At 70.0% G+C, this 25276-nt stretch carries 28 protein-coding genes; 14 read left to right on the forward strand and 14 right to left on the reverse strand.

The annotated features are described in order from the left end of the window. Positions 1-47 precede the first annotated feature (47 nt). From HH310_RS24225 to HH310_RS24240, 4 genes are all read left to right on the forward strand, one after another. Entirely contained in the window at positions 48-593 is a 546-nt protein-coding gene (locus HH310_RS24225) for a hypothetical protein (protein WP_169177930.1), read from the forward strand. Continuing rightward, positions 590-1612: an HlyD family efflux transporter periplasmic adaptor subunit gene (locus tag HH310_RS24230; RefSeq protein WP_169177931.1), complete on the forward strand. Its 1023-nt coding sequence runs from the start codon at positions 590-592 to the stop codon at positions 1610-1612. The genes HH310_RS24225 and HH310_RS24230 overlap by 4 nt, the downstream gene beginning before the upstream one ends. A gap of 62 nt (positions 1613-1674) precedes the next feature. Further along, the gene (locus HH310_RS24235; RefSeq protein ID WP_169178035.1) at positions 1675-2283 is read left to right on the forward strand and encodes an ABC transporter ATP-binding protein; all 609 of its coding nucleotides are present in this window, start codon (positions 1675-1677) and stop codon (positions 2281-2283) included. Then, the gene (locus HH310_RS24240; RefSeq protein WP_169177932.1) at positions 2280-3461 is read left to right on the forward strand and encodes an ABC transporter permease; all 1182 of its coding nucleotides are present in this window, start codon (positions 2280-2282) and stop codon (positions 3459-3461) included. Before HH310_RS24235 ends, HH310_RS24240 begins: the two co-directional genes overlap by 4 nt. Here HH310_RS24240 and HH310_RS24245 read toward each other — a convergent pair. The 4 genes from HH310_RS24245 to HH310_RS24260 all read right to left on the reverse strand — a co-directional run bounded on the left by HH310_RS24245 (position 3458) and on the right by HH310_RS24260 (position 9240). Then, complete coding sequence (locus HH310_RS24245) at positions 3458-5605, reverse strand: transglycosylase domain-containing protein (protein ID WP_396027539.1); 2148 nt, start codon at positions 5603-5605, stop codon at positions 3458-3460. The two genes, HH310_RS24240 and HH310_RS24245, sit on opposite strands and share 4 nt — an antisense overlap. A gap of 72 nt (positions 5606-5677) precedes the next feature. Beyond that, complete coding sequence (locus tag HH310_RS24250) at positions 5678-7111, reverse strand: hypothetical protein (protein ID WP_169177934.1); 1434 nt, start codon at positions 7109-7111, stop codon at positions 5678-5680. A gap of 23 nt (positions 7112-7134) precedes the next feature. Further along, on the reverse strand, positions 7135-8529 hold the full coding sequence (locus HH310_RS24255) for a PP2C family serine/threonine-protein phosphatase (protein ID WP_169177935.1): 1395 nt from the start codon (positions 8527-8529) through the stop codon (positions 7135-7137). A gap of 15 nt (positions 8530-8544) precedes the next feature. After that, entirely contained in the window at positions 8545-9240 is a 696-nt protein-coding gene (locus tag HH310_RS24260; protein WP_169177936.1) for a VWA domain-containing protein, read from the reverse strand. Between the two features lie 77 nt (positions 9241-9317). On the opposite strand from HH310_RS24260, the gene HH310_RS24265 reads away from it, so the two are divergent. Beyond that, the gene (locus tag HH310_RS24265) at positions 9318-10637 is read left to right on the forward strand and encodes a protein kinase domain-containing protein (protein WP_169177937.1); all 1320 of its coding nucleotides are present in this window, start codon (positions 9318-9320) and stop codon (positions 10635-10637) included. Between the two features lie 2 nt (positions 10638-10639). Here HH310_RS24265 and HH310_RS24270 read toward each other — a convergent pair whose 3' ends face one another. The 5 genes from HH310_RS24270 to HH310_RS24290 all read right to left on the reverse strand — a co-directional run bounded on the left by HH310_RS24270 (position 10640) and on the right by HH310_RS24290 (position 14628). Continuing rightward, positions 10640-12226: a hypothetical protein gene (locus tag HH310_RS24270; RefSeq protein WP_169177938.1), complete on the reverse strand. Its 1587-nt coding sequence runs from the start codon at positions 12224-12226 to the stop codon at positions 10640-10642. Further along, complete coding sequence (locus tag HH310_RS24275) at positions 12223-13239, reverse strand: FHA domain-containing protein (protein ID WP_169177939.1); 1017 nt, start codon at positions 13237-13239, stop codon at positions 12223-12225. The genes HH310_RS24270 and HH310_RS24275 overlap by 4 nt, the downstream gene beginning before the upstream one ends. A 132-nt stretch (positions 13240-13371) precedes the next feature. Continuing rightward, positions 13372-13761, reverse strand: a complete 390-nt coding sequence (locus HH310_RS24280) for a sporulation protein (RefSeq protein WP_248294364.1) — start codon at positions 13759-13761, stop codon at positions 13372-13374. Positions 13762-13954: 193 nt separating this feature from the next. Beyond that, positions 13955-14323, reverse strand: coding sequence for an STAS domain-containing protein (locus tag HH310_RS24285; protein ID WP_169177940.1), 369 nt, complete (start codon positions 14321-14323; stop codon positions 13955-13957). Further along, entirely contained in the window at positions 14320-14628 is a 309-nt protein-coding gene (locus tag HH310_RS24290) for an STAS domain-containing protein (RefSeq protein WP_169177941.1), read from the reverse strand. Before HH310_RS24290 ends, HH310_RS24285 begins: the two co-directional genes overlap by 4 nt. A gap of 145 nt (positions 14629-14773) precedes the next feature. On the opposite strand from HH310_RS24290, the gene HH310_RS24295 reads away from it, so the two are divergent. The 5 genes from HH310_RS24295 to HH310_RS24315 all read left to right on the forward strand — a co-directional run bounded on the left by HH310_RS24295 (position 14774) and on the right by HH310_RS24315 (position 18421). Further along, positions 14774-15451: a response regulator transcription factor gene (locus tag HH310_RS24295; protein ID WP_169177942.1), complete on the forward strand. Its 678-nt coding sequence runs from the start codon at positions 14774-14776 to the stop codon at positions 15449-15451. Beyond that, positions 15448-16797 carry a cell wall metabolism sensor histidine kinase WalK gene (locus HH310_RS24300; protein WP_169177943.1) on the forward strand — a complete coding sequence of 450 codons (1350 nt, stop codon included), beginning with the start codon at positions 15448-15450 and terminating at the stop codon, positions 16795-16797. The genes HH310_RS24295 and HH310_RS24300 overlap by 4 nt, the downstream gene beginning before the upstream one ends. Further along, positions 16785-17345, forward strand: a complete 561-nt coding sequence (locus HH310_RS24305; protein WP_169177944.1) for a GerMN domain-containing protein — start codon at positions 16785-16787, stop codon at positions 17343-17345. The genes HH310_RS24300 and HH310_RS24305 overlap by 13 nt, the downstream gene beginning before the upstream one ends. 82 nt (positions 17346-17427) lie before the next feature. Then, the gene (locus tag HH310_RS24310; RefSeq protein WP_169177945.1) at positions 17428-17835 is read left to right on the forward strand and encodes a DUF2752 domain-containing protein; all 408 of its coding nucleotides are present in this window, start codon (positions 17428-17430) and stop codon (positions 17833-17835) included. Positions 17836-17848: 13 nt separating this feature from the next. Further along, positions 17849-18421, forward strand: coding sequence for an RDD family protein (locus tag HH310_RS24315; RefSeq protein WP_169177946.1), 573 nt, complete (start codon positions 17849-17851; stop codon positions 18419-18421). Between the two features lie 37 nt (positions 18422-18458). On the opposite strand, the gene HH310_RS24320 is transcribed toward HH310_RS24315, so the two are convergent. Continuing rightward, a complete protein-coding gene (locus tag HH310_RS24320; protein WP_169177947.1) occupies positions 18459-18890 on the reverse strand; it encodes an RDD family protein in 432 nt (143 codons plus the stop codon). Positions 18891-19061: 171 nt separating this feature from the next. On the opposite strand from HH310_RS24320, the gene sthA reads away from it, so the two are divergent. Further along, a complete protein-coding gene (gene sthA / locus HH310_RS24325; protein ID WP_169177948.1) occupies positions 19062-20465 on the forward strand; it encodes a Si-specific NAD(P)(+) transhydrogenase in 1404 nt (467 codons plus the stop codon). On the opposite strand, the gene HH310_RS24330 is transcribed toward sthA, so the two are convergent. Then, positions 20462-21325 (reverse strand): L,D-transpeptidase family protein, encoded by an 864-nt coding sequence (locus tag HH310_RS24330; protein WP_169177949.1) that lies wholly within the window; start codon positions 21323-21325, stop codon positions 20462-20464. The genes sthA and HH310_RS24330 overlap by 4 nt on opposite strands. Before the next feature lie 178 nt (positions 21326-21503). Between HH310_RS24330 and HH310_RS24335 the strand changes: the two genes are divergently transcribed. After that, positions 21504-22112 carry a CGNR zinc finger domain-containing protein gene (locus HH310_RS24335; protein ID WP_169177950.1) on the forward strand — a complete coding sequence of 203 codons (609 nt, stop codon included), beginning with the start codon at positions 21504-21506 and terminating at the stop codon, positions 22110-22112. A gap of 59 nt (positions 22113-22171) precedes the next feature. Then, a complete protein-coding gene (locus tag HH310_RS24340; RefSeq protein ID WP_169177951.1) occupies positions 22172-22954 on the forward strand; it encodes a zf-HC2 domain-containing protein in 783 nt (260 codons plus the stop codon). A 141-nt stretch (positions 22955-23095) separates the two neighbouring features. Here HH310_RS24340 and HH310_RS24345 read toward each other — a convergent pair whose 3' ends face one another. From HH310_RS24345 to HH310_RS24355, 3 genes are all read right to left on the reverse strand, one after another. Then, positions 23096-23326 carry a hypothetical protein gene (locus tag HH310_RS24345; protein WP_169177952.1) on the reverse strand — a complete coding sequence of 77 codons (231 nt, stop codon included), beginning with the start codon at positions 23324-23326 and terminating at the stop codon, positions 23096-23098. Between the two features lie 54 nt (positions 23327-23380). After that, positions 23381-23830 (reverse strand): large conductance mechanosensitive channel protein MscL, encoded by a 450-nt coding sequence (gene mscL, locus HH310_RS24350; protein ID WP_169178037.1) that lies wholly within the window; start codon positions 23828-23830, stop codon positions 23381-23383. A gap of 117 nt (positions 23831-23947) precedes the next feature. Continuing rightward, a complete protein-coding gene (locus HH310_RS24355; RefSeq protein WP_169177953.1) occupies positions 23948-24301 on the reverse strand; it encodes an STAS domain-containing protein in 354 nt (117 codons plus the stop codon). 143 nt (positions 24302-24444) lie between these two features. Between HH310_RS24355 and HH310_RS24360 the strand changes: the two genes are divergently transcribed. Beyond that, positions 24445-25275 (forward strand): STAS domain-containing protein, encoded by an 831-nt coding sequence (locus tag HH310_RS24360; protein ID WP_169177954.1) that lies wholly within the window; start codon positions 24445-24447, stop codon positions 25273-25275. Position 25276: the final 1 nt, after the last annotated feature.

Here is a 25276-nt window from a genome sequence, read left to right on the forward strand (position 1 = left end):
TACCGGAGCACAACAGGATTCTGACAAGTCACGGCAAATGTGCGGGCATGATTCTGATTCGGCGGACCGCCGTCCTCCTCGCCGCCCTCACCGTCGCCGCCTGCGGTTCGCCCTCCGATCCACAGGTGGCGACGTTGGGCAGCGGCGCCACACCGTCGTCGTCCGCCGCTACGACCGCGACAAATCGGCCCCAGCTGCGCCTCGACACCAGTGATGCCGAGCGTGACCGGCTCTTCACCGCTTACGACGACTGCCTGGTCGCGCACGGTGTGAAGGTCAACCCGGTGGATCAGCCCGGCGCGGTTGGCAACGGTCCCGGCCGGCGACTGGACCAGTCCGGCGAGCCCAAGTCGGCGTACGTGGCCTGTGCCGGCAAGCTGCCGCAGCAGCCGCCGGAACTGGACGCGGACCGGAACCCCAACTACGCGGCCCAGTGGAACGACAACGTCGAGTGCCTGCGCGCGCACGGCATGATGGTGCACGTCACGAAGCCGGGCGAGTGGACCTGGGACTCGTCGGACACCGTGGTTCCGGACAACGAGGCCGACATCGAGAAGTCCTGCCTGCTCGAGGCGTTCGGCGGCGGCAAATGACCAAGGCGATCCTCGCGGCGGTGGCGACGCTCGCGCTGATCGGTGGCGCGGTCGCGCTGGTCACGCTGCGGCCGCATCCGGCGCCGACCGGTGCCGCGGCGAACCCCACACTCACCACGACCCAGGTCCGGAAGGTTGATCTCAGCGACACTCGGATGGTCGCCGGGACACTCGGCTTCGGCTCGGCCCAGCCGGTCAAGGGCACCGGCGCCGGGGTGCTGACGAAACTCCCGGCGGTCGGCACCAAGACCGCCCGCGGCAAGGCCCTGTTCCGGGTGAACGACCAGCCGGTGGTCGTGCTGTACGGCGACACCCCGCTGTTCCGGCCGATCGACAAACCCGGGCTGACCGGCGGCGACGTGCTCGAGCTACGGCACAACCTGACCGCGCTCGGCTACCACTCGACCGCGGCGCACGACGGCAACGTCTCCGATGCGTCGCTGCTGGCCGCGCTGAAACGCTGGCAGAAGGATCTGGACCTGCCCGGTCCGGGCGTGCTACAACCCGGTCAGGCCGTGGTGCTCGCCGCGCCCGGCCGGGTCAGCGCGGTGACCGCCCAGCTCGGCGACCCGGCGGACGGGCCGGTGCTCTCGGTCAGCTCGACCACCAAGGTGGTGTCGGTGCCGATGAGCCCGACGGACGCGTCCGCCCTGCACACCGGGCTCGCGGCGACGATCACGCTGCCGGACGGCAAGTCCGTGCCCGGCAAGATCACCGCGATCGGTCAGGTGGTGAGCAGCGACGACGACCAACCGAAAATGACCGTCTTCGTCACACCGTCCAAGGCGGTCACCGGATTCGACACGGCACCCGTGCAGGTGCGTTTCACGACCATCACCCGCAAGGGCGTGCTCGCGGTCCCGGTCGGCGCACTGGTCGCGCTGCGGGAGGGCGGGTACGCCATGCAGCGTCCCGACGGCTCGCTGGTCGCGGCCGGGACCGGCCTCTTCGCGAGCGGGATGGTGGAGGTCAGCGGCCCGGACATCACCGAGGGCATGACCGTGGTGACGACCCCGTGACGGCCCTCCTCGCGGTCGAGGCGGTCACCCGGGCCTACCCGGGCGGGGTCACCGCGCTCGACATGGTCTCGCTGACCGTGCGCCAGGGCGACCTGCTGGCCATCGTCGGCCCGTCCGGTTCCGGCAAGTCCACCCTGCTCAACGTCATGGGAACCCTGGACCGGCCGACCAGCGGCACGGTCCGGATCGACGGGCAGGACGTCACCGAGCTCTCCGACCGGCGCCTGTCCGAACTCCGCGGGCAGCGGATCGGCTTCGTGTTCCAGCAGTTCCACCTCACCGACGGGCTGAGCGCGGTGGAGAACGTCGCCACCGGACTGCTCTACGCCGGGGTGCCGCGCCGCAAGCGCCGTCCGCTGGCCGCCGAGGCGCTCGACCGGGTCGGCCTGTCGCACCGCCTGCAGCACCGCCCGCACCAGCTCTCCGGCGGCGAGAAACAGCGCGTCGCGATCGCCCGCGCGGTGGTCAACCGGCCCACGCTGGTGCTCGCGGACGAACCCACCGGCGCCCTCGACACGGCGACCGGCGAATCCGTCCTCGAACTGTTCGAAACGCTCAACGCCGACGGCGCCACGATCGCCGTCATCACCCACGACCGTGACATCGCGGCCCGGCTGCCGCGGCGCGTGGCGATGCGGGACGGCCGGATCGTCAGCGAGGTACCGCAATGAGACTTCCCCCCGGTGACGTCGTACGCCTCGGCCTGCTCGGCATCCGCACCCGGCGGCTGCGGGCCGCCCTGTCCGCGCTGGGCATCGCCATCGGCATCGCCACCATGATCATCGTGACCGGCATCCCGGCGTCCAGCCAGCGGGCCCTCAACGAGCGACTGGCCGCCCTCGGCACCAACCTGCTGCGCGTCGAGCCGGAGTCGCAGGGCGACCAACCCGTCCCGCTCCCGACGACGTCGGTCGCGATGACCGCCCGGATCGCCCCGGTCAACCGGGTCAGCGCGGTCGCCAACGTGCACTCCGTGGTGCGCCGCTCCGACCTGGTCGACCCGTACGACGGCTCCGGCCTGAGCGTGCTCGCCAGCCGAACCGACCTGCTGCCCGCGGTGAACGGGCACCTGCTCTCCGGTGCCTTCCTGAACGCCACCACCGAGCATTTCCCGACCGTCGTGCTCGGCGCCCAGGCGGCGAGCCGGCTCGGATACGACCGGGTGTCGCCGGGCGAGCCGGCACCCCAGGTGAGCATCGGCAACCGCTGGTTCACCGTGATCGGGATCCTGGCCCCGATCCCGCTGGCCCCCGACCTGGACCAGTCCGTGCTGGTCGGCTGGGACGCCGCGGTCACCCAGCTCGGCTTCGACGGCCACCCGACGGTCCTCTACGTCCGCTGCGACGAACGCGCGCTGGAACAGGTGCGGGCGGTGCTGCCGGCCACCGTCAACCCGCAGCTGCCCGGGCTGGTGCAGGTCAGCCGGCCGTCCGACGCGCTGATCGCCAAGCGGGCCACCGAGAGCACCTTCGGCGCGCTGCTGCTCGGCCTCGCCGGGGTGTCGCTGCTGGTCGGCGGCATCGGCGTGGCCAACACCATGGTCATCTCGGTGCTCGAACGCCGGCGCGAGATCGGCCTGCGCCGCGCGCTCGGCGCCCACCGAGGTCAGATCCGCATCCAGTTCCTGGCGGAGTCGGTGGCGCTCGCCCTGCTCGGGGGCGCGGCCGGCACCGTGATCGGGACGGCCGCCACCCTCGGTTACGCCACCTGGCAGCGCTGGCCCCCGGCCGTCCCGGGCTGGGCGGTGGGCGCGGGGGTCGGCGGCGCGCTGCTGGTCGGCGTCGTGGCCGGTGTCTACCCAGCGATGCGCGCCGCGCGGCTCAACCCCACCGAGGCGCTGTCGGCCTAACGTTCGCCGGGCGTCTTGAACTGGACGCTCGGTTTGCCCTTCATGTAGTCGGCCACCGTGTTCCACACCGCCGGGTTGACGACGTTGTGGGACATGTGCTGGTTCGTCTGTGGCCAGTCGGTGTCGGCGAGATAGCCGCCCACCACGATCGAGGAGGTGCCGAGGATCAGCGCGGCGGTCTTCTCGCTGTCGGTGGTACCGGTCTTGCCGAACACCGGGTGGTCGACGATGCCGTGCGCCTGGGGCGCCGTGCCGGACCCGCCGCAGGTGCCGAGCTGGGCCGAGTCGCCGACCGGGCAGCGGGCGGCGTCGAGCGCCATCCGGGCCACGTCCGGCGAGAAGACCTGCTTGCAGTTCGGGCTGCCGACGTCGATCTTCTGGTTGTTCCGGTCGACGATCTCCCGCACTGGGGTCGGCGTGCAGTACTTGCCGTCGCCGGCCAGGGTGGCGTATGCGTTGGCGAGGTCGAGCGGGGTGGACTCGGAGACGCCCAGCGTGAAGGCGCCCCACTGCTCGGCGTTGCCGGGCTCGGCCAGCTTCGCGTCGTTGGAGGCACGGAACTGGATGCCCATGTCCTGCGCCGTCTTGACGACGTTCTGCGCGCCGACCTCCTCCTCGAGCGGCACGAAGTACGTGTTCACCGAGTGCCCGAAGGCGCCCCACATGTTGTACGTGCCCGCTTCGCTCTCACCGGCGTTGCCGGGGCAGTAGAAGCTCGTGCCGGCGCAGGCGGCCGGGCTGCCCGGCTCCACGATGTAGTGGGTCTTCGCCTGGACCTGCGCGTCGATCGTCTTGGTCAGCGGGATGCCGGCCTTCAACGCGGCCACCATGGTGAACAGCTTGAACGTCGAGCCCGCCTGATAGCCGTCGACGTCGCCGCCGCCGCTGATGATCGGGTTGGTGGTGTTGGGGTAGGTGCCCTTGACACCGTGTTCCCGCTTGACCGGGTCCGACGACAGATGGTTCTTCGAGTCGTCCAGCTTGTAGCTGCGGTTCGCGGCGAGCGCCAGCACCGCGCCGGTGCCCGGTTCGACCGCGGCCAGCATCAGCGCGTCCTTGTTGTTGTTCCCGATCTGCTGGGTGATCCGCTTGTGCGCGGCCTCGGTGGCCTTGACGTCCATGGTCGTGACGATCCGGTACCCGCCGTCGATGAGCCGCTGCTCCCGGTCGTACGTCGTCGCGCCGAACGCCTGCTGGCTCAGCCACCACCGGTCGAAGTAGTCGCAGAAGAAGCCCCACTCGTTCTTGTCGACCGAGACGCAGCCGTTGCCGACCGTCTTGACCCTGCGCGGAATCGGCTCCTTCAGCGCGGCCTGTTCCTGCGCCGGCGTGATGGCACCGGTGGTCACCATGCCGTCGAGCACGTACTTGCGGCGTGCCACGGCCTGCGGGTAGCCCGTCGATGTCGTCGGGTTGAAGCTGGTCGGCGCCTTGACCATGCCGGCCAGCAACGCGGCCTGCGCGACGTCCAGATCCTTCGGGTTCTTGCCGAAATAGATCTCGCTCGCGGCGTAGATGCCATACGCACGGTTACCGAACGGCGCAATGTTCAGGTACTTCTCGAGAATCTGCTGCTTGGTCATCTCTTTCTCGACCTGCATCGCATACTTCATCTCGGTGATCTTGCGCTTCGGAGTGTCCTCGGTGGCCGCGACGACCTCTTGCGGATCGGTCGCCGAGTAGGTCAGCGCCATCCGCACGTACTGCATGGTCAGGGTGGACGCACCCTGTTTGTCGCCGCCGTTCGAGTTGTTCACGAACGCGCGGATCGTGCCTTTGATGTCCACGCCGTTGTTGTGGTAGAAGTCGCGGTCCTCGGCGGCGACGATCGCGTTCTGCACGTTGACCGAGATCTGTGACAGTGGGACGTCACTGCGGAACTCGTCGTACATCACCGCGATCTGCGTCTTGTTATCGGACGCGTACACCCTGGTGATCTGCGGCGAGCTGAAAGCGTTGAGCTGGCTGGGCAGCGCGGCGAACGCCTTGTCACCCGCCTTGACGGAGAGGCCGGACAAAGCGGCGGCGGGGAAGGCCGCGGCCGCCAGCACCACCCCGGCCAGCAACCCACAGATCAGCAGTGAGGTCGCGTTCGTAAAGACATTGTGATCGCGTCGTCGGAACCGGAAAGCCACGGCGGGCAGGTTACCTTTAGGGATCGTGAAACCCGTGTAAGGCGGGTGAATCACCATGACAAAGGTCACTCATCGCGGCCGCTATTCCACGGTGGCGCTGGTCCACCAGTCGGCCAGCTCGGACTGTGAGATGGTGGACTGCGCCTCGCCGGTGAGCAGTTTGGTTTCGTAGCTCCAATCGATCGCGCTCTCCCCGTCGTTGATGAATTTGATCAGCCGGCCCTGCGTGACGGAGTTGTTCGTGGTGAACGACCAGGTCGACTCGTCGTAGGAGTCGGCCGTTTTGTCCTCGTCGAGGAAGGCGTCCATCTCGGACTTCGACGACCAGCCCATGTAGCGGACGACCACCGAATCGCTGACCGTGCTGCCGCTCCGGTCGTCGGTGAGCTCGCACATCATGGCGTACTCGACGCCGTCGATGTTCGTGGTGACCGGCTGGCAGGAGCTGGACGGCGCGTAGAACGTGTTCTGGATGAACTCGGGCCAGGTCGACGCGGTCGTGGTGGTCGGGGCCGGCGTCGTCGGCGTCGGGTCGTACGGCGTGGTGGTGCTGTCGGTGGCCGGCGCCGGGTAGGTCGGTGTGTACGTGTAGCCGTTGTCCTGGCTGGCGGCGGCGATGGCCGCGGAGCCGCCGGACAGCACCAGGAGGATGCCCGCGACGAGGAGGACCTGGCGGCGGCGCCGGCGTTTGCGCGGGCGTTCCGGCGGCGGCTCGGCACCGGCAGCGCTCCACGGCGGTGGCGTAGGCGGTTCCTCGGCGACAGGACCGTCGGCCTGCCACGCCGCCGGGGCCGGGGCGGGCTGCGGCGGCGGCGACTGCGTGAACGGCGGCGGCGCCGATCCCTGCGACCGCGCGTCCGCCGCGCTGTCGGCCGGCTCGGGGCCGGCGCCGAGCACCCAAGCCCACGACGCGACCGCCCAGGTCGCGGCGTCCGTGCTCAACGCCTGCCGGGCCACCAACCGGTCCGCGAGCGGGGCCACCAGCAGCGGGCCGTCCGGCTGGGAGCGCGCCTCGATGCGGTCCGGGATCCGCTCCTCGGCGGCCGCCGACAGCGCGGCCTGCTCGCGCCGGAACCCGGGCGCCAGGTCGGCGAGCAGCGCGCGCAGCCGGCTCACGTCCCGTTGCACTCCCGGCCCGTACGTGGCCAGGATTTCCCGCAGGGTCTGCCGTGGGCCGGCCCGCATCGGCGGCGCGGCCGGGTCGCCGTCGTCGACGATGGCGTCGTCCGGGGGCGGGCCCTTCTCGAGGACCCACGCCCAGGACCGAACGGCCCAGGTCGCCGCGCCCAGCGACAGCGCTCGCCGGTCCGCGAGGGTCCGGGCCAGCCGGTCGATGCTGCCCTCGACTGAGAGTGAGCCGGTCGAGCCGGTGATGCTCGGCGGCACGCTCTCCTCCACCGCCGCCGCGAGGGCCGCGATCTCCTTCGTCGAGTCCGGCGCGGCGTCGGCGAGGATCGCGCGGACCCGGCTCGCGTCCCGCAGCACGATCGTGTCGCCGCCCCGGACGAGCTCCATGAGTTGCTGTCTGACCTGTGGATTCATGTCGTCCTCCCGATGGTCGGCACGGGTTTTTCGGGGGGTGCGATGTCGGCGGTGAGACTGAGGATCAATTCGCCCTTTTCGCCGCGCACGTGGACGCCGTCGCTCTCCGACCAGAAGTTCCCCCACCCGTTGCCGTACTTGTCCTGGCGCTGCCAGGTCGAGCCGGGCGATTGGAGCCAGAGGTAGCCGTCGTCATCGAGCCCGAAGCTCGTCGCGCCACGCTGCGTCGTCGCGAGCAACGCGGTCGGTAGCGGCGCCGGCGTGGCCGGTGCCGCGGCGACCGGCGGCGGTGTGGTCGTCGGTTCGTCCCCGGGCTCGTCGCCGCCCCGGAGCAGGGTCACCGCCAGCACCAGCGAGGACACCACCGCGGCAGCGCCCAGGACCACGGAGAGCGCGACCAGGCGTGCCCGTTCCCGATGGCGTCCCGCGTCCGGCGTCACGGCGGGCCGGTAGGACGGGACCGGTGCGGGCGCCGTACCGACGACCTTCCGCGCCGGTCGGGTAGGCACCGGGATGCGCGCGGTCACCGGTGTGGCGGCGACCGGCGCCGACGCGATACCCACCCCGGCGGGCAGGGCCAGCACCACGACCGCGAGCGTGACGTCGTCCCCGGAGCCGTGCTCGGTCGTCTCCTGGAGCCATCCCTCGAGGCTGTCCTCCACGGCCGGCACCCCGCTGGCCCTGATCATGCCGAGGAGGTCGGTGCCGAAGGCCAGGAACGCGTCCTCGTTCTGATACGAGTTCGCGAAGCCGTCGGTGGACAGCAGGATCATCTGCGGGGCTCGGTCCAGCGCCGCGACCCCGGTACGGAACGCGCGCTCGGCACCGGGCAGGCACAACGAGAGCGTCTCGTTGCCCGCGTTGCGATGATCCGCCGGCAGCGGCAGCCAGGCACCCCCGTCGCGGGCCACGAAAACGATGTCGCCGTCGCCCAGTTGCAGGTAGAGAACCCCGGTAGGCGTGACGACGGCGGCCAGCAGTGTGGTCCCGTACGCGAGCAGGGGGTTGGCGGCGAGATCGCGGCGCTCGCGTCCGTCGAGATCGGACAGATCGGCCTCGGTCAGCGGCTTTCGCGCCAGGTCGGCGCGCACGTCGTGGACCCACCGGGCGGTGATCGCCCGGGCTGCCCGGTCCAGCTGGTCTTCGCGGAGTGCGGGCAGCATCGACTCGAGGACGGCGACGGCGATCCCGGCCGCCATCCGGGAACCCCGGTCGCTGCGCAGGCTCTTCGGGCTACCGTGCCCGTCGGCCACCGCGACGACCAGGGCCTGGCCCCGGCCGGACGCCGGCGACCAGGTCATCGCGTCCTGGTTGGTCATGTCCGTACGAACGTGCGAGGCGCCCCGCACCGAGCGCCCGAACACCTGCGCGGACAGCTTCGTACCCGTCACGGTGCACCTCCGGTGCTACCAGGCGGTCGCGGCGATGTCGTCGGTCGCCGGGACCGCCGTCGGGATGTAGGGCGGGCCGGACAGGTCGGCCGCCGTGGCGGCCACGGCCGCGGAGCTGGCCAGCTTGACCGGCGCGGTGGAGACCCACCGGATGAGCTCGACGAGCTCGGCGGAGTTGTTCGCGGTCAGCGGCTGCCGCTGCGGATCACCGATGAAACGGTTGAGCACGTGATGGTCGGCGTCGCCGCCGATCGCGATGGCGATCCGGATCGATCGCGCGCCCCACGGCTGCCGCAGCAGTTCGGCGAGCCCCTCCTCGAAGCGGTCGGTGGGCCGGCCGTCCGAGACGACCGCCAGGACCGGTTGCAGGGCCCGCGCGGACATCGGCGGCACCTTGAGGGCGTCGGCCACCATCGTCAGCGCCCGCCCGAGGTCGGTAACGCCGCCGGCCTGCAGGTCCGTCCAGGTGAACTGCTCGATCGGCACCGGCGCGGCGGTGAGCCAGCGCGCGTTGGTGGCGAACGTCAGCACCCGTACCAGCACCTGCGCGTTGGGGTTCTCGTGCGCGACCCGCCGCATGTGCGGGAGGGCCTCGCGGATCGCGCTGTTCAACGACTGGATCTTGCCGCCGCTCGCCATAGAGCCCGAGCAGTCGGTGATCCAGAAGAAGTGCAGCGGACGGCTGGACAGCGGTCCACCCGGTCGGTCCATGGTCGCGGTCCTCTCTGCGCACCTTCGTTTCGGGCGAAAATCTTGCGAGAATGAAGCACCTTGGGGGGAGCGGCGAGATGACGACGGAAATCCTTCGTCCGGGTGCTTCGATCAATCTGCAGGCACACCGCACGACCTGCGTCGTCGAGCGGCGGCTCGGCGAGGGCGGCCAAGGCGAGGTCTACGAGGTCGTCACGGGCGCCGCCGGCGATCTGCGCCGGCACGCGCTGAAGTGGTATTTCCCGGCCTGGGCCACCCGGTCGCAATGGGACAGCCTGCAGGAGCTGATCCGGCTGGACCCGCCGTCCAAACAGTTCCTCTGGCCGGAGGACATCGCGGTGTCCGAGGCCGGCGGCTTCGGATATCTGATGCCGCTGCGCGGCCCCGAGTTCAAGGGCCTGGTCGAGCTGATGCATCAGTCGATCACGCCAAGCTTCCGGGCGCTGGCGACGGCCGCGTACCAGCTCGCTGACGGCTTCCACCGGCTGCACTCGATCGGCCTCTGCTATCGCGACATCAGCTTCGGCAACGTCTTCCTGGACGAGGCCACCGGGAACGTGCTGATCTGCGACAACGACAACGTCGGCATCGACGGGGAAGCGGCCGCCGGGGTGCTCGGCACCACCGGCTTCATGGCCCCCGAGGTGGTCCGCGGTGAGGCGCTGCCGACCAGCACCACCGACCTCTACTCGCTGTCGGTGCTGCTGTTCCTGCTGTTCATGGTCAGCCATCCGCTGCTCGGCCGGCGCGAGACCGGCGGGCAGATCACCGACCCGCACGCCGACAAGCAGTTGTACGGCGACCAGCCCGTCTTCATCTGGGATCCGGCCGACGACACCAATCGCCCCGACCCGGACGTGCACCGCAACGCGATCGTCTACTGGGGTCTGTACCCCAAGGCGCTGCGCGACCTGTTCACTCAGGCGTTCACCGCGGGGCTGCGCGATCCGCAGAACGGCCGGGTGCGCGAGACGCAGTGGCGTGACCTCGCGCTCGACCTGCGCGACGTCATCCACTACTGCCCCGGCTGTGGCAACGAGAACTTCTGGGACCGCGCCGACCCGGCCGGCACCCGCTGCTGGCGGTGCGGCACGACGATCGCGCCGCCGCCGCGGCTGGTGACCCGGCGCGGCGTGGTGCTGCTCAACCACGACACCAAGCTCTACCCGCACCACATCGGCGAGACCCGCCGCGATTTCGCCCGGCCGCTCGCCGAGGTGGTCCGGCATCCGTCCCGGCCCGGGGTCACCGGGCTGCGCAATCTCGACGCGAACCGGCACTGGCGCGCCGACACCGGGGCCGGGTCGTCGTTCGCCGTCCCGCCCGGGCGCAGCTGCACGCTCGCGGCCGGCACGACCGTCGACTTCGGTCCGGTGCAGGCGGTCATCGAGGTCTGAGCTCATACCGGCATCTCCAGGTCGTGCGGCTGCATCGTCGCGTACCAGTCCTGGTTCTCGTCGAGCATGAGCAGGCCCATGGTGTGCGTGAGGTTCTGGATGGTGGCCAGGTCCTCGGCCATCCCCATGCGCCGGCGCAGCACCTTGAGATGGTTGGCCATCTGCCGGGAGTTCTCCGCGTTGCGCAGGTACTCGCGCTGCGCCCGGATGCCGGAGAGCGCGGTCGCCAGCGCGGGCGCGACGGTGGCGAGCAGGATCAGCACGTCCTTCGTGCCGCCGTCGCCGGCGCCCGGGATGCCGCGGGCCAGCGCGACCACCAGGGCGACCCCGACCAGGATGCCCACCGACCGGCTGAGAAACCGGTCGCGGCGTTCGTATTTACGCACCGTACGCACGTGGTAGGCGAACTGGTCGTCGAGCCACGCGCGGAGCAGGAAGTCGCGCAGCTGGACGGGATTGGAGCCGGCCAGCGTCCCGGTGGGCCGGCTGATCCACACCTCTTCGAACAGCCGGCGCACCCAGTCGCGGGGCGGGTCGATGTCGATGCGGTCCCAGCCGACCAGGCGGCTGATGCCCAGCGCGGCGATGCCCTGGAACAAGGCGATCCGGTAGCGTTCGGCCAGCCGGCGGTACGAGATCCAGTGCGCGTGCACGCGGCGTCGCCGGGCGTAGACGACCGCCACCAGCAGCACCGTCATGAGCAGGCCTTCGAGCAGCGCCAGCAGCCACGACGTGCTGGTGAGCAGGGCCTGCGTGGCGGCCGCCGCGACCGCCAGGAAGGTGCCGCCGAACAGCAGGTTCCCCAGCCGCTGGTAGAAGCGCTGATAGCGCAACGCCAGGTGATCGGCGCGGACGAGATGCGGCACCGACCAGGCGAGGTAGGGCTTGACCGCCTGATCCGCCAGTCCCGCCGCCCGGCTGTCGGTGAGCAGCCGGTCGGTCTGGCGGGAGATCTCGCCGGAGAACTCGGCCGACGGGATCTCGTCGTCGTTGAAGTCGTCGATCTCGCGATAGTCGTTGATCGGGAAGCCGTGCCCCGGCTCCTCCTCGACCTCCGGTTCGCCTTGCGGCGCCACCAGGAACAGCGGCGTCCCTCGGTCGCGGGCGTGCGCGACGATCTCGGCGGTGCCACCCTTGCCGCGCGACGGCTCCCGATCCCAGACCGCGATGATCACGTCGCTGCGGTTGACCACATAATGCCCGACCCTCTGGTACGCGTCCTGCCGGTTCCCCGCCTGCGGCAGCACCGTGACGAGCTGGGCACGCCGGAGTAACTCGTCGAACTCCTGCCGCGACTCCTCGGTGGCAAAGTCCCTTTTGTACTCCTCGGGCGGTAACGGGAGAGCGACCTCCAGCGTCGCCCCCGGATGCCGCAGCACCGCCTTGGCGACGAGCCGGTCCGCGCCCTCGGCCAGCGGCGAGACCACCCCGAGTTGCAGCGAGGTGCGATCCGACACCGGCACGGTCGCCGGGATCCGGTCGACCAGGTCGTCGAGCACCCGCGTGACGTGCTCGACGTCGGCGAGGTGCCGGTGGCCGGTGACGCCGATCCACAGTCGGTACGGGACCGCGCCGGGGGCGGCCGTCATGCTCCACCCCGTAACAGCGCGCACAGCAGCAGGCTCTGGATCACTCCGGCGCCGAGCATCCAATTGGCGAGGGAGCGTTCCCGCCGGCGTACGGCAAAGAAGGCGATGACCCCACCGATCAGGCCGAACAGCACCGGCAACAGCCACCAGGCCGGCGCCACCCGGTCGGCGGGCGGCGCAGGTGACGGTGGCGGGGCCGGTTCGTCGACCGGTGGAGGCGCCGGCGTCTCCGGGCGGCCGACGGCCTGTTCGATCGCCTCGATGAGCTGCGGCACCTGATGCGCGTAGCCGTTGTCGTCGATGCGCAGTGCATGCCGCTCGGCGAGCGGGCGTAACGGCTCGGGCAGCTCCTCGGACGGTGGCATCTCGGCGTCCTGGACGAGGACGGGGATGACGCGTACGCGGTGCTGGAAGGCCGCCGTGATCTCCTGGCGCAGCATGTCCGACGGGTCGTCGATCCGCCGGCCACCGTTGGGAAGCCGGCCGGCCCACTCACGCCCGATCAGCGCGATCACCACGGAACACGAGCCGATGGCGTTCTGGATCCGGGTGGCGTAGATGGTGCCCGGCATCAGCGTGTCGATGTCGCGGAACACGTGGCCGACGCCGAACTGCTGCTCCAGCGCGGTGTGCAGCAACGTGGCGTACCCGGCGCAGTCGGACCGGCGGTAACTGATGAACGCCGCCCAGCGCTTCGGCGGGCGTACCCGATCGTCGGCGGCATCCACCTGCAACATCTCGCCGCGACCGGGCGGCCCGAGCCACAATGTGACCGGACCGGCGACCCGGAACTCGTCGACGCGTTCCCCGTTGGCGAACGTGCCGTGCGTGCTACCGAGGTCGGTGACCGCCCAGCCGCCGTCGACGGCGTGCAGCCGGGCGTGGCTGCGGGACACGAGCGGGTTGTCGCTGAGCAGATCGTTGCGCCGCGGATCGCGACCCACGAGCACCTCGCGGTCCGCGGCGAACGACTGTTCGCGACCGTTCATACGTATCCGGATGTCGGACGTCATCGGACACCTCTGATCCGCGTTTCGGCAGGTCGTTCTGGCGGGCGAACGGCGATGACATCGCCAGCATCCGTCCCGCCACACGCCTGCCCGCGGCTAACGTCCGGTAGCCGACATGACTTCTGACCAAGCGGATTAGTCGATGTGCTTGCGCAACCGGCGGCGCAGCACGCTGCGAGCAACCAGCAGAGCGACCACCGCGACGATCTGGCCGCCCAGGATGACGCGGTTGACGTCGATCGCCGGTCGCCAGCTGACCTCGCCGTCCTTCAGCACGAAGACGCCGATGCCACGGGCGGTCGTGCCGAATCCGCCGCCCGATCCCTCCTGCCGGGCACCGTTGCTGCCCGGCGCGGGGCCACCGCCACCGCCTCCGCCGCCGCCCCCGGTGATGCGGGCGACCGGCAGCATGGTGACGCCGTCCTGGGTGATCGGGGTGCCGAAGACGCGTCCGGCGCCGCCGCCGTCGTCGACCGCTTGGCGCACCGTGTCCAGGACCGAGGATTCCGTGGGTGCCGACTCCATGCCGGGCACCTCCTCTTCTTGTCGTGTGAGGTAGCAACCTCCTTGCAGCCTCCACGACGCGCGCAACGTCACACAACCGTCATGATGTTGTGCGAGAGCCGCCAACTCGGGCAATCACGCTCTTGGCCACGCCCGGCGTCCGGGTCGCCAACTGCCCCCTTGGACGACCGTCGGACGTCGGGCCCGGCGAAACTCAGCCGGCCCAGAACGGGGTCGGTACGTCGGTGCCACTGCGCAGCCAGGTCACCGCGGCGAAGCGGTCGGCGAACACCGGGAACGCCGTCTCCAGACGCATGATGTGCAGCACCGTCAGCACGAAACGCGACGGGGCGGCCAGGCACAACCAGCCGCGGCCGTCCTGGCGCAGCTGCTGCCGGGCCCGCACCAGCAGGCCCAGGCCTTCCGGGTCGAGCGTCGGCACGCCGGTCAGGTCCAGCACCAGGTGCCGGCTCGTCCCGGCCAGCGCCAGGACGTCGCGCAGGGCCTCGGTCAGGTCGGCCTCGACGCGGACCACCGTGATGTCGCCGTCGGCGCTCGTCGACGTGGTGATGGCGGCCGTCATGGGCGCGCCTCCGTCTCCAGGGTCAGTACGCCGTTGACCCGGGCCAGCTCGAACAGCCGGCGGATCCGGGCGTTGGGCGCGCGCACGATCATCTGGCCGCCGTCGGAGAGCAGGCGGCGATGGATTTCCAGCAGAGCGGTGATCCCGTCGGCGTCGATGCTCGGCGTACGGGCCAGGTCGATGATCAGGCGGGCCGGCCGGGCGTCCAGCACCCGGCCGAGCATCGCCTGCCAACCCGGCAACATCGCGCCGGTCAGTGGTTCGGTGACCACGACCAGCGAGTCGCCACGGGTTACCGAAGTCATGGGTGGGCCTCCGCTTGGAACCAGGGAGACCAGGATGGGCGCTGTATTTCTCACGCGCTGTCCGGCGATATGACGGTTGCGTGACAAGTCGTTGTCATGCCCGGTGGTGCTGGTCACCGGCCGGGGTACTGGGGATGATGCAGGCGTGCCCGCTGTGCTGGTGATCGAAGACGACGACCGGATCCGGACCTCCCTGGTGCTCGCGCTGGAGGAGGAGGGGTACGCGGTGCGCGCCGCCGCCACCGGTGAGGAAGGGCTGATCGCGCAGCGCCGGGAACCGGCCGACACGGTTCTGGTCGACCTGATGCTGCCCGGGATCGACGGCTTCGAGTGCATCCGCCAGCTCCGCCGTTCCGACGACGTGCCGATCGTGGTGATCAGCGCTCGGGAGGACACCCACGACATCGTGGCCGCGCTGGAGGCGGGCGCCGACGACTACCTGGTCAAGCCGGTGAAGGTGAAAGAGTTGTCGGCCCGGCTGCGGGCCCTGCGGCGCCGGGCCCGGGCGCTGACCACCGAGGCCGTACGCAGCCTGCGGTTCGGCGAGCTCGAGGTGCGTCCGGAGGCGGGCGAGGTACGCCTGTCCGGGAACCCGGTCGCGGTCACCCGCACCGAGTTCCAGTTGCTGTGCGAGCTCGCCGAGCATCCCGGGCAGGTGCTTTCGCGGACGCAGCTGCTGCAGCGCGTCTGGCAGTACGACGGTGGCGACGAGCGCCTGGTCGACGTGCACGTGGGCCGCCTCCGCCACAAGATCGAATCCGATTCGTCCACGCCGCGGCACCTCGTGACGGTGCGTGGCCTGGGGTACAAGTTGCAGCCGTGAGACAGCCGGGACTGCGCGCACGCATCACCGCGGGCTTCGCGGCCGGTGCGCTGTGCCTCGCGATGATCATGGCGGTGCTCTCGTACCAGATCACCCGGCACTCGCTGCTGCGCGAACGGGAGGACACCGCGGTGCGGGCCGCCTCCTACGACGCGGCGATCGTGCGGGCCGGCATCCGCACCACGCAGCCGGACATCGCGGAGATTCTCAGCAGCATCGACACCGGCGAGAACCGGCGGGTGGTGCTGCATTACAACGGCCGGTGGTACGGGCGTACGGCGGATCCGGGCATCACCAGCGCGGTGCCGGTTGATCTGCAGCAGCGCGCCGGCGAAGGGCACACCGCCATCCAGCGGATCCGGCTGGCCGGCGAACCCACGCTGGTGGTGGCCGTCCCGGTCGCCGACACCACCACCTACTACGAGGTCGACTCACTTCAGGAGCTGGACCGTACGCTACAGCTGGTCTCGCTGATCCTCACGCTGGTGGCGATCGGGACGGCGCTGATCGGCGCGGCCCTGGGCTGGTACGCCGGCCGGTACGTGATGCGGCCGGTCGCTCGCGTCACCCAGGCCGCCCGGGACATCGCCGCCGGCCAGGTCCAGGCCCGGCTCGACCCGGCCACGGAACCGGATCTCGCGCAGCTCACCCGCTCGTTCAACGACATGGTCGACCAGCTTGCGGCGCGCCTGGAGAAGGACCGCCGGTTCGCCGCCGACGTCAGTCACGAGTTGCGCTCGCCGCTGCAGACGCTGGCGGCGGCGGCCAGCGTGCTGACGCGCGGGAAGGAACGGCTGGACACGCGTACGGCAACCGCCGCCGGTCTGGTGGCCGACGAGGTGGAGAGGTTCCAGGCGCTGGTGGAGGATCTGCTGAGCCTGTCCCGGGGCGAGCGGCCCGCCGAACGCGGCGCGGTCGACGTGCGGGAGCTGGCCGGGCAGGTCTGCCGCGCCCGGGAGCTGTCCGAGGAGGTGATCTCGGTCGAGGGTCCGCGCGTGTGGCTCATCGACCGGCGGCGCGTCGAACAGTTGCTGGTCAATCTGCTGGACAACGCGGACGCGTACGGGGGAGGGCCGATCGCCGTGCGGTTCGCGATCCAGGGGTGCGACGGCGTGATCGAGGTGGACGACGACGGGCCGGGGGTCAGCCCGGACGACCGCGTCGTGATCTTCGACCGGTTTGTCCGGGGCCGCGCCGCGCACGCCCGCGCGAACAGCTACGGCACCGGACTCGGGCTCGCCCTGGTCGCCCAGCACGCGACCGCGCACGGCGGCACCACGACCGTGCTCGACCGGCCCGGCGGCGGGGCTCGTTTCCGCGTGACGCTGACCGGATGCCTGCCATGAGACGCGGCCTGGTCGTGCTCGCGTTGGTCGCGGTGTTAGCCGGATGCGGGGTTCCGGTGGACAGCGAACCCCGCAACGTCGACAACGCCGACGCGGGAGTGCCGTCGCACGGCCCGCTGGTGCTGGATCAGGGCACGGCGCTGGAGCGGCTCTGTTTCGTCCGGGACGGCCGGCTGGCCCGGATCCTGCGCCGGGTGCCCTCCCCGGTGAGCTCGCAGGAGCAGCTCGAGGCGCTGCTCAACGGGCCGACGCCGAGCGAGGCCGCGGACGGGCTGTCCAACACGCTGCCGGGCACCGCGTCGATGGTGAAGATCTCGCTCAGCGGAGGCCGGGCGGTCATCGAGATCGGCGACCGGTCCGCGCACGGCGTGCGGACCGACGAGATCCTCGCCTTCGGTCAGATCATCTGCACGCTGGCCAGCCGTCCCGAGATCGGCACGATCACCTTTACCAGCCGGGGGCTGCCGCTCGGCGTGCCCCGGCAGGACGGCTCGCTGACCACCGGACCGCTGACGGTGGCCGATTATGCGGACCTGATGGACTCCTGACCAGCGGCCTTTCGGCGGAGATGCAAATCTTGAATACCTCCCTACGATCTTTGAGCCATCTCAAGATCACGGGGGTCGTTGGATGCGTGCGTTCTCCGTCCCGGAGCGCATCGGCGGATTCGGTGTCCTGGTGGCGGCCGGTGCCACGGTGTGGCCGGCCGTCACGAGCGGTACCGGGCTGGGTTTGCCCTGTCCGCTGCGAACGCTCACCGGGGTGCCCTGCCCCGGCTGCGGCCTGACCACCGCGGCGGTCGCCCTGGCCCGGGGTCATTTCGGCGATGCCGTCGCCGCGAATCCCGTGATCTTCGGTCTGGCCGCGCTCGCCGTGGCCGTCGGTCCCCTTGTCGCTCTGCGCGCGATGGGTGTCGTGCCACTGCCGCGTCCATGGTCGCCCGATCGGCGGCGATGGATGGGATGGCTTGCCGGTCTGCTCGCGATCGCGAGCTGGCTTTTTCAACTCCATCGGCTCGGCATCGGCCAGCCTGGGTAAAGGACCAAAAAAGATGACATATCCCCCGCCTGGCGATCCGTACGGCGCGCCGACGCCCCCGCAGCAGCCGTACGGCGCCCCGCAACCGCAGTACGGTGCCCCGACGCCCCCGCCGCCCTACGGTGCCCCGCCGCTCCCGTACGGCGCGGCCCCGGGCTACGACAACCCCTACGGCACGCCGGCCGTCCAGTACGCGAGCTGGATCCAGCGGGTCGGCGCGTACCTCCTCGACTACCTGGTCATCGTGCCGTTCTACATCGTCGTCGCGGTGATCGGCGCCATCTCCGACAGCAGCGCCGCCAGCATCCTCGCCGTGCTCATCTACCTGGCCGGGGCCGGGACCTCCCTCTACAACCGCTGGTTCCTGGGTGGCCGGACCGGTCAGACCTGGGGCAAGAAGGTGGTCGGCCTGCGTCTGGTGAGCGAGCAAACCGGCCAGCCGATCGGGGCCGGCATGGCCTTCGTCCGCGACCTCGCGCACATCATCGACGGCGTCATCTGCTACATCGGCTTCCTGTTCCCGCTGTGGGACGCCAAGAAGCAGACCATCGCCGACAAGATCATGAAGACCATCGTCGTCAAGTGAGCAGTCTGACCGGGAGGGCATGCTCGCGCCTTCCCGGTCAGCCGCGCACGACCTGCGTCTTCGCCGCCATGTCGCCGAGCCGGCGCCGGCGGTCGTTGGAGAGCACGACGATGAACCCGACCAAATAGGCGAAAAGGCCGTCGATGATGCGCAGCACCGTGCGGATGAGCCCTTTTCCGTAGCCCGGCGGGTTCCCCTCCACGTCGATGACCCGGATGCCGGTGACCATCTTGCCGACGGTCTTGCCGATCGAGCCCTCGAGCAGCGTGTAGTAGAGCAACACGATCAGGAACATCCAGAGGCTGCCGCCGACCGACAGCCGCGTGAGGCTGAACCCGGACGAGCTGTCGATGCCGAACACCAGCTGCAGCAGGGTGCCGATGACGCCGAGGACGATTCCGTCGACAATCGTGGCCACCACCCGGCGGCCGGTCACGTGAACGTTCAAAGCAGGCGGCGCGTAGATCATCTAGGCCTCCACTATGGATGGTAGGGCCGCTACCCGTTCCCGGCCATAGTCACGCTTGCACGCCGTCTTTGGCAATGCCACCAGCGCAAACGAGCTTTTGAAGATCATCAGATGCGACCGGAATGCGCAGGATCGTGTGCCCGGGGGCCCCGGCGTGCGACGCTAAGCGATGTGTATGACTATGACCTGTTGGTGCTCGGCTCCGGGCCGAGCGGGCAAAAGGCCGCGATCGCCGCGTCGAAGCTGGGGCGTCGCGCCGCCATCGTCGATCGCCGGGACATGATCGGCGGGGTCTGCATCAACACCGGGACGGTGCCGTCCAAGACGCTGCGCGAGGCGGTCCTCTACCTCACCGGCCTCAGCCAGCGCGATCTCTACGGATCCAGCTACCGGGTCAAGGACGAGATCACGGTGAGCGATCTGGCCGCGCGTACCCAGCACGTGATCAGCCGCCAGACCGACGTCATCCGCAACCAGCTCGCCCGCAACCACGTCGCGATGGTGACCGGCACCGGGCGCTTCGCCGACGCCCACTCGATCTGGGTCGACGACGGCAGCGGGCGGGACAGCAAGGTCACCGCGGAGAAGATCATCATCGCCGCCGGGACCCGGCCGGCACGTCCGGACAGCGTGGACTTCGACGACCGGACGATCGTGGACTCGGACGGCGTGATCAACCTGCAGGCCGTACCGCGGAGCATGGTGGTGGTCGGCGCCGGGGTCATCGGCATGGAGTACGCGTCGCTGTTCGCAGCGCTGGGCACGAAGGTCACCGTGGTCGAGCGCCGCGCCCAGATGCTCGACTTCTGCGACGAGGAGATCATCGAGTCGCTGAAATATCACCTGCGCGACCTGAGCGTCGCGTTCCGGTTCGGCGAGGAGGTGGCCGCGGTCGAGCGGCACCAGACGGCCGCGCTGTGCATCCTCAAGAGCGGCAAGAAGATCGTCGCCGACACGGTCATGTATTCGGCCGGCCGCCAGGGCCAGACCGACGACCTCGATCTGGAGGCCGCCGGGCTCAGCGCGGACCGCCGCGGCCGGATCGAGGTCGACGCGAACTTCCAGACCGCGGTGGACAACATCTACGCGGTGGGTGACGTGATCGGCTTCCCGGCGCTCGCGTCCACCTCGATGGAACAGGGCCGGCTGGCCGCCCACCACGCCTGCGGCGAGACCGTGCGCCAGATGCACGAGCTGCAGCCGATCGGCATCTACACGATTCCGGAGATCAGCTTCGTCGGGAAGACCGAGGAGCAGCTCACCGACAGTTCCACGCCGTTCGAGGTGGGCATCGCGCGGTATCGCGAGCTGGCGCGCGGGCAGATCGTCGGCGACTCGTACGGGATGCTCAAGCTCCTCGTCGCCCCCGAGGACGGCCGGTTGCTCGGCGTGCACGTCTTCGGCACCGGGGCCACCGAGATCGTCCACATCGGGCAGGCGGTGATCGGGTGCGGCGGGACGGTGGAGTACCTGGTGGACGCGGTCTTCAACTATCCGACGCTGGCCGAGGCGTACAAGGTGGCGGCCCTGGACGCCTCCAACAAGATCCGGAACATCACCCGGATCGACGGCTAATAAACCCAGACGCGCGTTTTCAGTGGGATCGCGTTGTTTGACCAGATCCAGTTCATCGCCGAGATGGAGACGCGGGCGCAGCCGTGCGAGGCCGGGTAGGCCGGAACGCTCGGCGCGCCATGCACCGCGATGCCGCCGTTGAAGTATTTCGGCCGCCACAGCGGTCCGAGCGGTCCGTGCCGCCAGCCGTCGATCTGCCGGCCGACCTTGAAGCGCCCGGACGGGGTGTCCGCCAAATACGTTTCGCCCTGGTATTGGTAGTGCTCGTTGGACCCGGTCGAGGTGTTGAAGATCTGCTTGACCTTCCCGTCGTCGACCACCATGAGTAACTGCCGTTTCAGGCTGATCTCGATCACGTGGCCGTCGGTCGAGCGCGCCTTCGGGCGTACCCCCTGGTCCAAGGCCTTTCGGGTCTTGGGGCCGACGGTGCCGTCGCGGCCGATGCCGGCCGCTTTCTGTAACGCGAAGACCGCCTGCTGGGTGGTCGAGCCGAAGTTGCCGTCCGCCTTGCCGTTCCAGTAGCCGAGCTCGGTCAGGCGTTCCTGCAGGGCGACCACCTCGGCGCCCTTGGCACCCGACTTCAGCTTCGGAGGCGCCGGTTTCTTATCCGGCTGCGCCGGGGTCGAGCTGGTCGGCGGCGTCGAGCTGGGCGATGGTTGCGCTGGCGACGTCTCCGGTACGCCGGTGGGCTGCGCACCCGCGGGCGGCGTGCCGGTGGGCTGCGTGCCTGGGGGTTGCGTGCCATTTTCTGGTACGCCCGTGGGCTGTGCACCAGTTTGCGACGATCCGCCCGAATCGCACCCTGTCGCGAGTGTCAACGCCATCGCGGCCGCCACCGCCAGCGCCCCGGCTCGTCGCATCCTCGCCTCCCCGCCGCAGAGTCGACCACCGCCCAGGTCGATCACTGTCTATGAGTGTAGGTACGCATTGTGGCCCACTGTCACAAGCGAACCGAACGACGGCGGCGAGCCGATCTCCATCCGCGGATCGAACGAGAGGTGGACGTGGCCATGGAAAAGAGTCAAGTAGGCTTCAGTTATGTCATGGATGGCCAGCGCCCGGCACGGCGTCCGGGAAGCCCCCGCAGGGCTGGCGCTCCTTCAGGAGCTGCTGAACACGCGGGCGCCCATGGCGTACGGTGGCGATCTCCTGCTCTCGGCCGATGACGCTCAGCGATGGTTGACCGAGGCGCTGGCCACCTGGTCACGGGTTTCCGGCCTCCCGTCGCCGACGCTGCTGATTTCCTCCACCGATCTGCGGGCGATGCGCCGGCTCCGCAACACCTTCGAGAACGTGATCCTCACGGCCGGCAAACCCGAGCTCAACGGCGCGCTCCCGCCGGCCGACGTGCCGGTGAGCCTGGTCCCCGACTCGGACGGCTGGGTGCGCATGGTGCCGACCGGGCGGGGCGTGCGCTGGCTGGCCTCCGCGCTGTGGGCCGAGGCGCTGCTCGCCCAGCAGGCGGGCGTCTGGCCGCGGCTGAAGCTGTGTCACAACGCGGAGTGCCGGGCCGCCTTCTTCGACACGTCGCGTAACAACAGCGGCGTCTGGCACGACGTCAGCACCTGCGGAAACACGGCGAATCTGCGGGCGTTCCGGGAGCGTAAGCGCCTGATGGGCGGCAGCGGCGGCGTCCCGCAGCTGTGAAACCGCCGGACGCGTCGCGCCCCGGGAACTCTATGGGCTCCTCGCGCGACTATCGGTACATGTCTTGTGAGCGATGGCGCGAGATGCTGTCAGCGCAGCTGGACGGCGAGGACGACCCGGCCGGCCGCGAAGCGGTGGACGCCCACCTGGCCGAGTGTGCCGGGTGCCGGGCGTGGCTCGATCAGGCCGCCACGGTCAACCGGCTGACCCGGATCAGTGTGCCGAGCGCGCCCGATCTCAGCGCGAAGATCCTGGCCGCGCTGCCCGAGCCGGCCCCGCGCGCCCGGGTGCGGCAGCGCTTGCGGCTGTCGCTACCCGCCCTGCTGTACCTGGCGCTCGGGCTGGTCGGCGCGGTGCAGCTCATCCTCGGCCTGGGGCAGATCGGCGGCGGGGTCTCCGGCGCCCATGTGCACACCGGCGTGGACGCGACGCCGGGGCATCTCTGGCACGAGTCGGCCGCCTGGAACGTGGCGCTGGGCGCGGGCTATCTGTTCATCGCGCTCCGCCGCAGCAAACCGGCCGGGCTGGTGCCGATGCTGACCGCGTTCGTCGGGATGCTGCTGCTCCTCTCGGTCAACGACCTCACCGGCGGCCGCGTCGACTCGACCCGGCTGGTCAGCCACTGCTTCGTCCTCGTGGGATACCTGCTGATCGTCGGTTTGTCCCGGATGCCGGACCGGCTCGCGTCGCCGCCGGGCGCCCGGGCCCGCGGCGGGTCGGGCTGGCGTGCACGGTTCGCCGACGAGGCGTCCGGGGAGGCGGCGCCGGCTCTCCGGCCCGGGTTGCGCCTGGTGCCCCGCGGCCCGATGACCGCGGAACACGACAAGCGACACGCCGCGTAGCGCGCGTAGAGCGACACGCCGCGTAGAGCGACACGCCGCGTAGAGCGACACGCCACGTAGAGCGACACGCCGCGTAGAGCGACACGCCGGCGTAGTGCGCCAAGCGGTCCGCCGCGCAGCGGGACAAAAACGGCAAAACGCTCACGGGCGAGGGCGCACGGACAGCTCACGCCACTCGTCCGGGCCGGCCAGCAACGCGCGCACGGTGTCCAGCGCCGCCTCTTCGCTCTCGTACTCGAAGAAGTGTGAGACGCCGTCAGCACCGCCCGCGCGCTGCTCGACATACCACTGGTCGCCGCTCACCCGGAGGTAAACATCCTTCCGGGCGACGCGGCCCCATTTGCCGTTCCACCAGTGCTTACGTTGCTCCATACCGGCAGCGTATCGAACAATTGTTCGAACGGCGCCGGTGGGGCGCGGTGTGTTTTATCGCGGCGGTTCCTGGTGCCGTCCGTAGCGCTGGTCGAACATCTGAGCCTGGGTGGGCGTCGGCGACTGACCGCGGACGAGGGCGTCGCGGATCTCGGTGAGCAGCGCGACCTCTTCGCTCGGCGTCTTCGGCGGCGGCTCCTCGCCCCGGCGGCGGCGCTCGGCGAGCGCGTTGAGCGGGTAGACGACCAGGAAGTACAGAACGGCGGCGGTGATCAGGAAGGTGATGATCGCGTTGAAGAACGTCGCGTAGTCGAACTTCGCCCCGTGCACGTCGAACGTCCCCGCGTGCACCGAGGTGTTGCCGCCCATGAGCTGGATGAGCGGCTTGATGAACCCGTCGGTGAAGCCGGTCACCACACCGGTGAACGCCGCGCCGACCACGATGCCGACGGCAAGATCGACGACGTTGCCGCGCATGATGAAGTCTTTGAAGCCTTGGACCATTTTGCTCACGAACACTCCTGCGGACGCCGAGGGGGATGATCCCGGCGGCAGGCGTCACCACCGGTCGGCGACAAACTACGCCGACCGGTTGATCCCCAAAAGAGCACCCTTGGCGGGTTAGTCGAGCGCGTGTTCCTGCGCGGTGACGGCCTCGTCGACCGTCGGATACGTCCGCAGGACCTCGACCAGGCCGCTGACCTCGAGGATCCGCAGCACGCCACGCTGCGGCGCGGCCAGCCGGACCGTGCCCCCGGCGTCGTCGGTGCTGTTCTTCGCGCGGACGAAGACCGAAAGCCCGGTGGAGTCGCAGAACGAGACCTCGGCCAGGTCGAAGACCAGCCTGGTGCGTCCCTTCTCCAGCAGATCACTGATCTGGTCCTGAAGCTGGGGCGCGGTGGCCATGTCGAGCTCGCCCGCGACCGACACCACGACCATGTCGGCGCGCTGTTCCGTGTGTACCGTCAGGGACATTCAGGACCTCCAGTTATTGCAGAACGGTACTCCACGAGGGCCCCGATGCGCAGAACCGGAGGCCCCCGCTTTTAGTTGGCCCATAGCAACTATCAGCCTTCCCGGTGATACAGTCCGCGCGTGTCAAGTGTCGGGAGGCAGCGATGGCGTTGAGCGCGGACGAGGCGAGTCGCTTCGCCACCCTGCTCGAGGAGAACCGGGACGAGTTGGTCGCCTCCTGGACCGACCGGGTGGCCGCCACCCTGCGCGGCCGGCTGAGCCACGCCGAGCTCGAGCGTCAGCATGGTGAGCTGGGCAAGGGCCTGCACGCGGCGCTCTCCGGCGGCGGCCGGCTCCTCACCGACGAGCAGTCCGCCGAGTTGCGGGCCCAGCTCAGCGAGCTGTCCAGCAGCCGCGCGCGGCAGGGCTTCTCGGCCACCGAGACGGCGGTCAGCGTCTTCGCGCTCAAGGACGCGGTGTTCGGCATCCTGGACCGGGTCGGTGGTGACGCCATCCTGCGCGACTACGTGGCCTTCACCTCTTTCGTGGACGACGCCGCTCTCTTCACCTTCGACAGTTACGTACGGGTCCGCGAGAGCCTGATCGCCGACCAGGCCGAGCAGCTTCTGGAGCTGTCCACTCCGGTGGTCAAGCTGTGGGAGGGCGTGGTCGCGGTCCCGCTGGTCGGCACGCTCGACTCGGCCCGCGCCCAGGTCGTGATGGAACGCCTGCTGCAGACCCTGGTCGACACCAGCTCGCCGTACGCGATCATCGACATCACCGGGGTACCGGCCGTCGACACCCAGGTCGCCCAGCACATCCTCAAAACGGTGGTGGCGGCCCGGTTGATGGGCGCCGACTGCATCATCTCCGGTATCCGGCCGCAGATCGCCCAGACGATCGTGGCGCTGGGCATCGAGTTCGGCGACATCGCGACCAAGGCTTCGCTGGCCGACGCGCTGCGCTACGTGTTGAGCAAGTCGAACGGGCGCTGAC

Source organism: Actinoplanes sp. TBRC 11911 (assembly GCF_012933445.1).
In the GTDB taxonomy this organism is placed as follows: domain Bacteria; phylum Actinomycetota; class Actinomycetes; order Mycobacteriales; family Micromonosporaceae; genus Actinoplanes.

Bases quoted from the DNA above. Each gene is read 5' to 3' on its own strand.
- mscL (WP_169178037.1), bottom strand. From the start codon at position 23,830: ATGGTCCAAGGCTTCAAAGACTTCATCATGCGCGGCAACGTCGTCGAT.
- HH310_RS24315 (WP_169177946.1), top strand. From the start codon at position 17,849: ATGACATATCCCCCGCCTGGCGATCCGTACGGCGCGCCGACGCCCCCG.
- HH310_RS24340 (WP_169177951.1), top strand. From the start codon at position 22,172: ATGTCTTGTGAGCGATGGCGCGAGATGCTGTCAGCGCAGCTGGACGGC.
- HH310_RS24250 (WP_169177934.1), bottom strand. From the start codon at position 7,111: ATGGAGCTCGTCCGGGGCGGCGACACGATCGTGCTGCGGGACGCGAGC.
- HH310_RS24355 (WP_169177953.1), bottom strand. From the start codon at position 24,301: ATGTCCCTGACGGTACACACGGAACAGCGCGCCGACATGGTCGTGGTG.
- HH310_RS24225 (WP_169177930.1), top strand. From the start codon at position 48: ATGATTCTGATTCGGCGGACCGCCGTCCTCCTCGCCGCCCTCACCGTC.
- HH310_RS24305 (WP_169177944.1), top strand. From the start codon at position 16,785: ATGCCTGCCATGAGACGCGGCCTGGTCGTGCTCGCGTTGGTCGCGGTG.
- HH310_RS24270 (WP_169177938.1), bottom strand. From the start codon at position 12,226: ATGACGGCCGCCCCCGGCGCGGTCCCGTACCGACTGTGGATCGGCGTC.
- HH310_RS24265 (WP_169177937.1), top strand. From the start codon at position 9,318: ATGACGACGGAAATCCTTCGTCCGGGTGCTTCGATCAATCTGCAGGCA.
- HH310_RS24275 (WP_169177939.1), bottom strand. From the start codon at position 13,239: ATGACGTCCGACATCCGGATACGTATGAACGGTCGCGAACAGTCGTTC.
- HH310_RS24290 (WP_169177941.1), bottom strand. From the start codon at position 14,628: ATGACTTCGGTAACCCGTGGCGACTCGCTGGTCGTGGTCACCGAACCA.
- HH310_RS24235 (WP_169178035.1), top strand. From the start codon at position 1,675: ATGGTCTCGCTGACCGTGCGCCAGGGCGACCTGCTGGCCATCGTCGGC.
- HH310_RS24345 (WP_169177952.1), bottom strand. From the start codon at position 23,326: ATGGAGCAACGTAAGCACTGGTGGAACGGCAAATGGGGCCGCGTCGCC.
- HH310_RS24320 (WP_169177947.1), bottom strand. From the start codon at position 18,890: ATGATCTACGCGCCGCCTGCTTTGAACGTTCACGTGACCGGCCGCCGG.
- HH310_RS24330 (WP_169177949.1), bottom strand. From the start codon at position 21,325: ATGCGACGAGCCGGGGCGCTGGCGGTGGCGGCCGCGATGGCGTTGACA.
- HH310_RS24335 (WP_169177950.1), top strand. From the start codon at position 21,504: ATGTCATGGATGGCCAGCGCCCGGCACGGCGTCCGGGAAGCCCCCGCA.
- HH310_RS24360 (WP_169177954.1), top strand. From the start codon at position 24,445: ATGGCGTTGAGCGCGGACGAGGCGAGTCGCTTCGCCACCCTGCTCGAG.
- HH310_RS24310 (WP_169177945.1), top strand. From the start codon at position 17,428: ATGCGTGCGTTCTCCGTCCCGGAGCGCATCGGCGGATTCGGTGTCCTG.
- HH310_RS24280 (WP_248294364.1), bottom strand. From the start codon at position 13,761: ATGGAGTCGGCACCCACGGAATCCTCGGTCCTGGACACGGTGCGCCAA.
- HH310_RS24260 (WP_169177936.1), bottom strand. From the start codon at position 9,240: ATGGACCGACCGGGTGGACCGCTGTCCAGCCGTCCGCTGCACTTCTTC.
- HH310_RS24240 (WP_169177932.1), top strand. From the start codon at position 2,280: ATGAGACTTCCCCCCGGTGACGTCGTACGCCTCGGCCTGCTCGGCATC.
- HH310_RS24230 (WP_169177931.1), top strand. From the start codon at position 590: ATGACCAAGGCGATCCTCGCGGCGGTGGCGACGCTCGCGCTGATCGGT.
- HH310_RS24285 (WP_169177940.1), bottom strand. From the start codon at position 14,323: ATGACGGCCGCCATCACCACGTCGACGAGCGCCGACGGCGACATCACG.